The following is a 7588-nucleotide window of genomic DNA, read 5'->3' on the forward strand; positions in this document are numbered from 1 at the left end:
TGTCAGGCAGGCTGAGCGGCGATGGCGCGGCGGGTCGTGTTCGGGGTGAGCAGCGCCACCACGACGAACACCAGCGCATTCGTCGCCAGCGCCACGAGCCCGGTGTTGAGCGACTTGAACACGACCGGCGCGGCCGGGAACAGCGTACCCAGGTTGGAGCCGGTGGTCATCATGAAGCCCAACACCGCACTACCCGCCAGGATGCCGGCGAAGGCGGCGTGCCTGTTGCCGAAGGGCTTCTTCATGAGGCTGAAAAGCAGCGAGGGCAGCAGCTGCGTGAGCAGGCTCGAAGCGAAGATGGCCACCGACACGATGGTGGTGCCGCCGCGCAGCACGAAGTAAACCGCCACCAGCGCGAACACCGGCAGCACGCCGCGCGCCACACGCGACACCTGCCTGTCGGTGGCGTTGGGCGCGAAGCCTTCCTTGTAGACGTTCTTGCCGATCACGGTGGATGCGGTGAGCAGAATCATCGAGCCCGGCACCAGCGCGGTGAGCACGCCGGTTCCGCCGATCACGCCGACGAACCACGGGTCGAAGGTGTGCTTCACCAGGCCGAAGAGGGCCAGGTCGACGTCGGAGCCCTTGAGCCCCGGCACCTGCAGGATGGCCGCGAAGCCCACGAGGAACAGGAAGGCGATGACCACCTGGTACAGCGGCATCAGGATGGTGTTGCGGCGCACCGCGCTCGCGCTCTTGGCGGCGTACACCGAGGTGAGGTTGAACGGGTAGAGGTAATAGCCCAGCGCCGTCAGCAGGATGGTCGAGTTGTACCAGGTGAGGTTCAGGCCCTCTTTCGGGAACTCGAAGAAGCTGGGGTTCGCCGCCTGGATGGCGGTGAACATCGGCGTGACGCCGCCGTAGTAGTGCCACGGCAGGTAGATGCCGAGGAACACGGCGAGCGCGAGGATGAGGATGTCCTTCACGATGGCGATGCTGGCCGAGCCATGGATGCCCGAGAACAGGATGTAGCTGACCATGACCAGCGTGCCGATCCAGATCGCCACCTGCGGCGCGATGGAGCCGTACGAGGCCTCCGACACGATGATGCCGAGCCCGCGCAGCTGGATGGTGAGCAGCGCGACCATGCCCATGAGCGCCACGATGGACACCAGCACGCCCAGCGCACGGCTGTCGTACTTGTGAGCGAAGAAGTCGGAGAACGACACCAGCTTGTTCGCCGTGGCGTAGCGCCAGATGGCCGGCAGCATCCAGAAGGCCATCAGGTAGGCCAGGCCGCCGTAGGCCAGGATGTAGAAGGCCGGCGTGCCCTTGCTGTAAGACCAGCCGCTCGCGCCCAGGAAAGTGAAGGTGGAGAACGACTCGCCCGCCATCAGCAGGAATACCATGATGGCGCCCAGCCCGCGCCCGCCGAGCGCCCATTGCTCCAGGCTCATGGTGCGGCCGCGCCGCGCGAGCACGGCGAGCGCCAGCGCGCCGGCGACGAACAGGGCGATGACGCCGAGTGCCGCGTTCATCGCGCGTCTCCAGCGGAAGAAGAAGGCGCGTCGATGTCGCCTTCGGCGCGGTCGATGACCACCATGATCAGCGAGGTCAGCACCAGCCAGCTGACGTTCCACACCATCAGGAAGGGCATGCCGAGCACGAAGGTGGGGGCGACGGAGGACAGCCATCCCCCGCTGAAGAAGGCGGCGACCGGCAGTGCGGCAAGCCATTTGGCGGATTTCATGGAGGCCTCGATTCTTGTCTCGGGTTGGGATTTTCTGTGATTTTGGTTAACCATACAAATTAATTTGGTTAACCAAACGGAGGCGGATGGTACGGAGCACACGGGGCCGAGTCAATCCGGGGGCTTTCCCTGAGGGGTGGCACGCAGGCAATAATCCGGCTGCCTATGCCCTCCGCCGCCCGCAAATCCCCAGCGACCGCCCCCTCCCCCGAACTCACGGAAGCCGACGACGCGAACGTGGACGAACGCGTCTACGGCGCCGTCTCCAAGGCCTTGCTCAGCGGCAAGCTGCGCCCCGGCACGCCGCTGCGCGAACGCGCGCTGGCCGAGGCGCTGGGCTGCACGCGCGGCGCGGTGCGCAAGGCGCTGGCGCGGCTGGGTTCGGRAAAGCGGCTGGTGCTGGAGCACAACCGCGGCGCCTTCGTGCCCAACCCCTCCATCGACGACATGCGCGGCATCTACCGCGCGCGCCGTATCGTGGAAGCGGGGCTGGTGACCACGCTCTTCGGCAATCTCTCGCGCGAGCAGGTGGCCTCGCTGCGCAAGCACGTGCAGGCGGAGCAGAAGGCCTTCAAGGAAGGCCGGCGCGAGGACGCGGTCCGGCTGGCGGGCGACTTCCACCTGCTGCTTGCGGAGATGGCGCAGAGCGAGGAGCTGCTGTCGTACATCAGGCGGCTGATTTCGAACACCGAGCTCTACAAGGCGCTCTACGACTCCGCCGAGGCAGCGAGCTGCGCACCGCGCGAGCATGAGCAGATCATCGAGGCGCTGGCCACGGGCAAGTCGCTCGACAAGGCATTGGAAGTGGCGCTGGAGCACCTCGACGAGCTGGAGCAGCGCGTGATCGCGGGCGCCGCGGCCGAGCAGGAAGTGGACCTGGCGACGCTGCTGAACGGCGGCAAGAGCGGCGGCAAGCCGCACGCGCACGAGCACTGACAGCGCGCTGGGGCATCCACGCTTCGCCCGCGGCCGAAGTGTGGCCGCGCCGGCGGGGGAATGATCGGCGCACCATGCACGCATCCACACCCTCCTCCATCGACAAGCCCCGCGCCAGCCCGGCCTTCGAATGGGCGCTGCTCGCGGTGCTCGCCACCTGCTGGGGCGCCTCCTACACCTTCATCAAGATCGGCGTGGCGACGATCCCGCCCGTCACGCTGATCGCGGCGCGCACGCTCATTGCCGGCTTGCTGCTGCTCGCGGTGCTTCGCATGCGCGGCGTGAAGCTGCCGGCGGAGCCCGCGATGTGGGGCCGCTTCGTGCTGCAGGCCTGCCTGAACAGCGTGCTGCCGTTCACGCTCATCGCGTGGGCGGAGCGCAGCGTCGATGCAGGCTTGGCGACCATCCTCAACTCGACCTCGCCGATCTTCATCTTCTTGCTGGGGCTGGGCCTCGGCGGCTCCGACAGGCCCACGATGCGCCGCCTGTTCGGCGTGGGTGCGGGCCTCGCGGGCATCTGCCTGATCGTGGGCTTCGAGGCGCTGAACGGGCTCGGGCATTCGCTGCTCGCGCAACTCGCCCTGGTAGCGGCCGCCGTCTGCTACGGCTGCGCCGCGATCTTCGGCCGCGTGTTCAAGGGCCTGGACCCGATGGTGCCGGCCGCCGGTTCGCTGCTGAGTGGCGCGGCCATGCTGCTGCCCGTGAGCATCCTTTTCGACAGGCCGTGGACGCTGGCGCCATCGGCCGCGTCGATGGCGGCGGTGCTGGCGCTCGCGGTGCTCTCCACGGCGCTGGCCTTCACGATCTACTTCCGGCTCATCAGGACGCTGGGGCCGATGTCGACCGCCGCGCAGGCCTATCTGCGTGTGCCCGTCGGGGTGCTGATCGGCGTGGTGTTCCTGGGCGAGCGGCTGGCGCCCACGGCGTGGGCCGGGCTGGCGTGCGTGGTGGCGGGAGTCGTCGCGATGACGATGCCCGCGCGCCGCCTCATTCGGCCTTGATGCCTCCCTTCGTGACGATCGCGCCGAACTTTGTCTCCTCGGTCTTCAGGAACGCGGCGAATTCCTTCGGGCCGATACCGATGGGGGTGACGCCGCCGTCCTCGAAATTCTTTCGCACGCCGGGGTTCGCCAGAACCTGAACCAGCGCGGCGTTCAACTGCTCGACGATTTGCGGCGGTGTTCCCCTGGGCGCGAAGATGCCCTGCCACACGGACACGTTCGCACCGCGCCATGCCGGCACGCTCGCCAGCGGCAGTGCCTCGGGCATGACTGCCGAGGGCTTGTCCGACATCACGCCGTACACGCGCAGCTTTCCCGCCCGTGCCTGCTGCATCACCATGGACAGGGGCAGCACGGCAAGATCCAGCTGGTTGCCGCTGAGGTCGCTGATGATCTGCACGCCTGTGCGGTAGGGCACATGCACGACGTCGACGCCACCCTGCTGCTTGAGCAGCTCGCCGCCCAGGTGCAGCGAGGTGCCGACGCCGGAGCTGGCGTAGCTGTACTTGCCGGGCGCCGACTTCAGCTCGGCGTACAGCGTTTCGGTCGTCTTCGGCTGCATCGCCGGCTTGCCCACCAGCGCCAGAGGCTGGGAGCCCAGCAGGGTGACGGGCACCAGGTCCGCCAGGCCGTCGTAGCGCACGGTGGAGGGCGTGACCATCTTCGCGATGACGACGGTGCTCTCGACCGACAGAAGCAGGGTGTAGCCGTCAGGCCTGGCGCGCACCGCCTTCTCGGTGCCGATGACGCCTCCGGCGCCCGAGACGTTTTCGATGATCACCGGCTGGCCGAGGCGCGTAGACAGCTCGGGTCCGATCCACCGTGCCATGACGTCCACATTGCCGCCGGCGCCGTAGGGCACGATGAGGGTGATGGCGTGCGCGGGCCATGCGCCTTCGGCAGTGGCCGGCGGTGCCGAGGCCACGAATGCGGCGAGTGCGAGTGCCGCGAGCAGTCTGCGGCGGCGGGTTCGTTCAGCTGTTGCGGGTCGCATCACGGTTCCTTGCTTTCGGCTTCGATTGATTTCGGGGGCTCATTGCGTTGCGGCCGGCGTGCCTTCGAGCGCGGCGATCTCCCGCTCGAACTCGGCGCGCAGCGCCCGCCTGGCCGGCTCGTCGAGCCAGCAGGCGTCCACCCCCGCCAGGCTGAAGGCGCGCGCCTGCTCCCATCCCCAGCCGCAGCCTTCCAGCACGGTGGCGTAGGAGTGCGCGAGGTCGGTGTGGAACATGGCGGGGTCGTCGGTGTTGAGGGTGACGGGCAGGCCGGCATCGACCATGCGCTTCACCCCCTCGATGCGCTGGCGCTGGCGCCGCACCACACTGGTGACGCCGCAGACGCAGAAGTACACGCCACGCCCGCGGGCGCGCCGCAGGGCGTCGTCGCTGGCCAGCAGGTTGTAGCCATGGTCGAGCCGGTCGCAGCCCAGGAGCTCGATGCATGCGTCCACGTTGGTAGGCGGCGCCTCCTCCAGTGTCTGGTTGTCTTCGCAGACATGGGCCGTGCGCCGCAGGCCGGCGCGGCCGGCGCGCTGGAACAGGGCCGCGAACTTCGCCGGAGGACCTTCGCGTTCGGGGCCGTCCAGGCCCACGCCGACGACCGTGTCGGAACGAAGGCCGACGATGTCGTCCATCGCGCGCTCGGCGCTGTCCAGCGGCAGGCCGCGGTCGAGCGAGGCAATCAGCAGGCCGGAGCAGCCGAAGTCGCGCTGCGCCGCCTGCAGCCCGGCGGCCAGGCCCTCGACCTGCACCCGGTACGCCACCCCGGTGGGCATGAAGTACTGCGGGTTGAAAGACATCTCGACATGGCGCGCGTTGCTGCTGCGCGCCGCGTCCTCCACGGCCTCGTAGGCCACGCATTCGAAGTCCTCGCTGCTGCGCACCGCCTGCGCGGCGATGCGCAGCACATCGATGAAGTCGTAGAAGTCGCGATAGGTGTAGAGCGTCTCGACCGGTCTCGGCAGGGGCAGGTCGTACTTGCTCGCGAGCCGGGCGAGGGTTGCCGGGCGCAGGGTGCCGGCCATGTGAAAGTGCAGGTCGACCTTGGGAAGCCGGGCGACCCGGGCAAGCAGCCCGGTCGAGAGCGGCGCGGAGGAAACGGCGTGGGGCATGGGCGGCGCGGTGTCGGTTGGATTGGAATGTGTGCCGCCACCTTATCCACGGCCGCCGGTGCCGCCCAGCGCCGCGATGTGCAGCAGGTTATGACGCCGCTGTCATGACCTGGGGCGCTGGGCCAGTTCGCGGGCGGCTGCCATCAGCTCGCCGCGCATCCACGCCATGGCCCGGTTCTTGTGCGTTCGTTCGTGCCAGACCAGGCGGTAGCGGTGCGGCTTGATCCTGGCGGGGAACGGCACGAGCGCCAGCGGGTACTGCTCGGCAAAGTCTTCGGCCAGCAGCCGCCCGGTCGAGAAGATGAGGTCGGAGCGCGCGAGGATCGCGGGCGCCATGCCGAGAAACTGGGTACGCATCGCCGTGTGCACCGAAACGCCGAGTTCCGCGAGCTGCACATCCACGATGGAGCCCTGTCCCGGAACGTGCTCCAGCGAGGACAGGTGCCGCGCGCGGCGGTAGTCGTCCAGCGTCATCGGCCGGCCCGCCAGCGGATGGTCCCTGCGCATCAGGCACACCATGGGCTCGGTCAGCAGGCTGGCCGCGCGCAGGTGGCCCGGCAGTTCGGGCCAGATGGAGATGACCATGTCGACCTCGCCGTCCGCGAGTTGCCGGTAGTGCTCGAAGTGGGACCCCAGCCCGCGCACGACCACATCGCATTCGGGCGCCTGCCGGCCCACGCGTTCGACGATGTCCGCGAAGAAGCGCCGCGGCAGGAAGTCGTAGGTTGCGATGCGAAAGCTCTGGCGAAGCTCGCCGGGTTCGACGGGCCCGGCCTCCGAGGTGAGCAGCGACATGTCGGCCAGGATGCGCCGGGTGGGCGCGACGAGAGCCTGCGCCCGCTCTGTGAGCACCATGCGGTTGCCCACCCGTATCAACAGTTCGTCGCCCGTCAGCTGGCGCAGCACCTTGAGGTGGCGGCTCAGCGCGGATTGCGCGACGCCCAGCTTCGCCGCCGCCTGCGAGACGCTGGCCTCGGCCAGCAGGGCATGGAGCGAACGCAGCAGCGGTTCGTCCAGCCGACGGTCATGTTCGCCAGTTTCCAGGGACACAGTGTTCACGCTGAAGAGGTGGTTGGAGGGCGCCGGTTCGACGTGCCAGGCGCGGCGCGTCCGATTCTGCCCCCAAGCGGCGGCAACGCCAGGCCACGGCACTTTGCGAATTTTTTGCACCGCACCGTGCGTTCTTTATACGGCCTTGAGATGCTGCCTTCTACGCTCGCGGTCTCCTCAATTCGCGAGCTTCTTTCGAAGCCTCTTCCCGATGAACAGATCGATCCGCGCCGTGTCGACGGCGCTCGCCCTCCCTGCCCTGGCTGCCACCGTCATTGCATCGCCCGGTGCCGCGTTCGCGCAAGCGAGCCCGGACGCAGCTGCCGCACCTGCCGCACCGGCCCTCACTGGCAACGTCTCGCTCACCACGAACTACAAGTTCCGTGGCCAGGACCAGGACATGATCGGCAAGAACGACTACGCCAAGACCAAGGGCTTCAAGCCCGCGATCCAGGGCGGCCTGGACTATGCCTTCGGCGACAGCGGCTTCTACGTTGGCAACTGGAACTCCAGCGTCAACTGGCTCAAGGGCAACAGCATCGAGAGCGACATCTACGGCGGCTACAAGTTCAAGGCCGGCCCGCTGGACATGGACGTCGGCGCCCTCACCTACATCTACCCGGGCAACTCGTCGGGCAACACGACGGAGCTGTACGGCAGCGCGGGCTACACCGACGAGACCATCGGCTCGTTCACGCTGAAATACTCGCACACGGTGTCGAAGGACTACTTCGGCTACGCCGGCAACAAGGCCGGCTCGGGCCTGAAGGGCACGAACACGGGCTATCTGAACCTGTCGTACAG

At 68.0% G+C, this 7588-nt stretch carries 8 protein-coding genes; 3 read left to right on the top strand and 5 right to left on the bottom strand.

What is annotated here, in order from left to right:
• Positions 1 to 2 precede the first annotated feature (2 nt).
• On the bottom strand, positions 3 to 1478 hold the full coding sequence (locus QMO14_RS12830; protein WP_301507593.1) for a sodium:solute symporter: 1476 nt from the start codon (positions 1476 to 1478) through the stop codon (positions 3 to 5).
• A complete protein-coding gene (locus QMO14_RS12835) occupies positions 1475 to 1690 on the bottom strand; it encodes a DUF3311 domain-containing protein (RefSeq protein ID WP_301507594.1) in 216 nt (71 codons plus the stop codon). The genes QMO14_RS12830 and QMO14_RS12835 overlap by 4 nt, the downstream gene beginning before the upstream one ends.
• A 165-nt stretch (positions 1691 to 1855) precedes the next feature.
• Here QMO14_RS12835 and QMO14_RS12840 point away from each other — a divergent pair, with 165 nt between their 5' ends.
• Positions 1856 to 2626, top strand: a complete 771-nt coding sequence (locus QMO14_RS12840) for a GntR family transcriptional regulator (RefSeq protein ID WP_301507595.1) — start codon at positions 1856 to 1858, stop codon at positions 2624 to 2626.
• Between the two features lie 74 nt (positions 2627 to 2700).
• Positions 2701 to 3627, top strand: a complete 927-nt coding sequence (locus QMO14_RS12845) for a DMT family transporter (RefSeq protein ID WP_301507596.1) — start codon at positions 2701 to 2703, stop codon at positions 3625 to 3627.
• On the opposite strand, the gene QMO14_RS12850 is transcribed toward QMO14_RS12845, so the two are convergent.
• From QMO14_RS12850 to QMO14_RS12860, 3 genes are all read right to left on the bottom strand, one after another.
• The gene (locus QMO14_RS12850; protein WP_301507597.1) at positions 3614 to 4621 is read right to left on the bottom strand and encodes a tripartite tricarboxylate transporter substrate binding protein; all 1008 of its coding nucleotides are present in this window, start codon (positions 4619 to 4621) and stop codon (positions 3614 to 3616) included. The two genes, QMO14_RS12845 and QMO14_RS12850, sit on opposite strands and share 14 nt — an antisense overlap.
• A 39-nt stretch (positions 4622 to 4660) precedes the next feature.
• Positions 4661 to 5734, bottom strand: a complete 1074-nt coding sequence (add, locus tag QMO14_RS12855) for an adenosine deaminase (RefSeq protein WP_301507598.1) — start codon at positions 5732 to 5734, stop codon at positions 4661 to 4663.
• Positions 5735 to 5836: 102 nt separating this feature from the next.
• A complete protein-coding gene (locus QMO14_RS12860) occupies positions 5837 to 6793 on the bottom strand; it encodes a LysR family transcriptional regulator (RefSeq protein WP_301507599.1) in 957 nt (318 codons plus the stop codon).
• A 202-nt stretch (positions 6794 to 6995) separates the two neighbouring features.
• Here QMO14_RS12860 and QMO14_RS12865 point away from each other — a divergent pair.
• Positions 6996 to 7588: TorF family putative porin (locus tag QMO14_RS12865; RefSeq protein ID WP_301507600.1), on the top strand; the 593-nt coding region annotated here is incomplete at its 3' end.

Origin of the sequence: Variovorax sp. CAN15 (assembly GCF_030462475.1) — a bacterium.
Taxonomy (GTDB): domain Bacteria; phylum Pseudomonadota; class Gammaproteobacteria; order Burkholderiales; family Burkholderiaceae_C; genus Variovorax.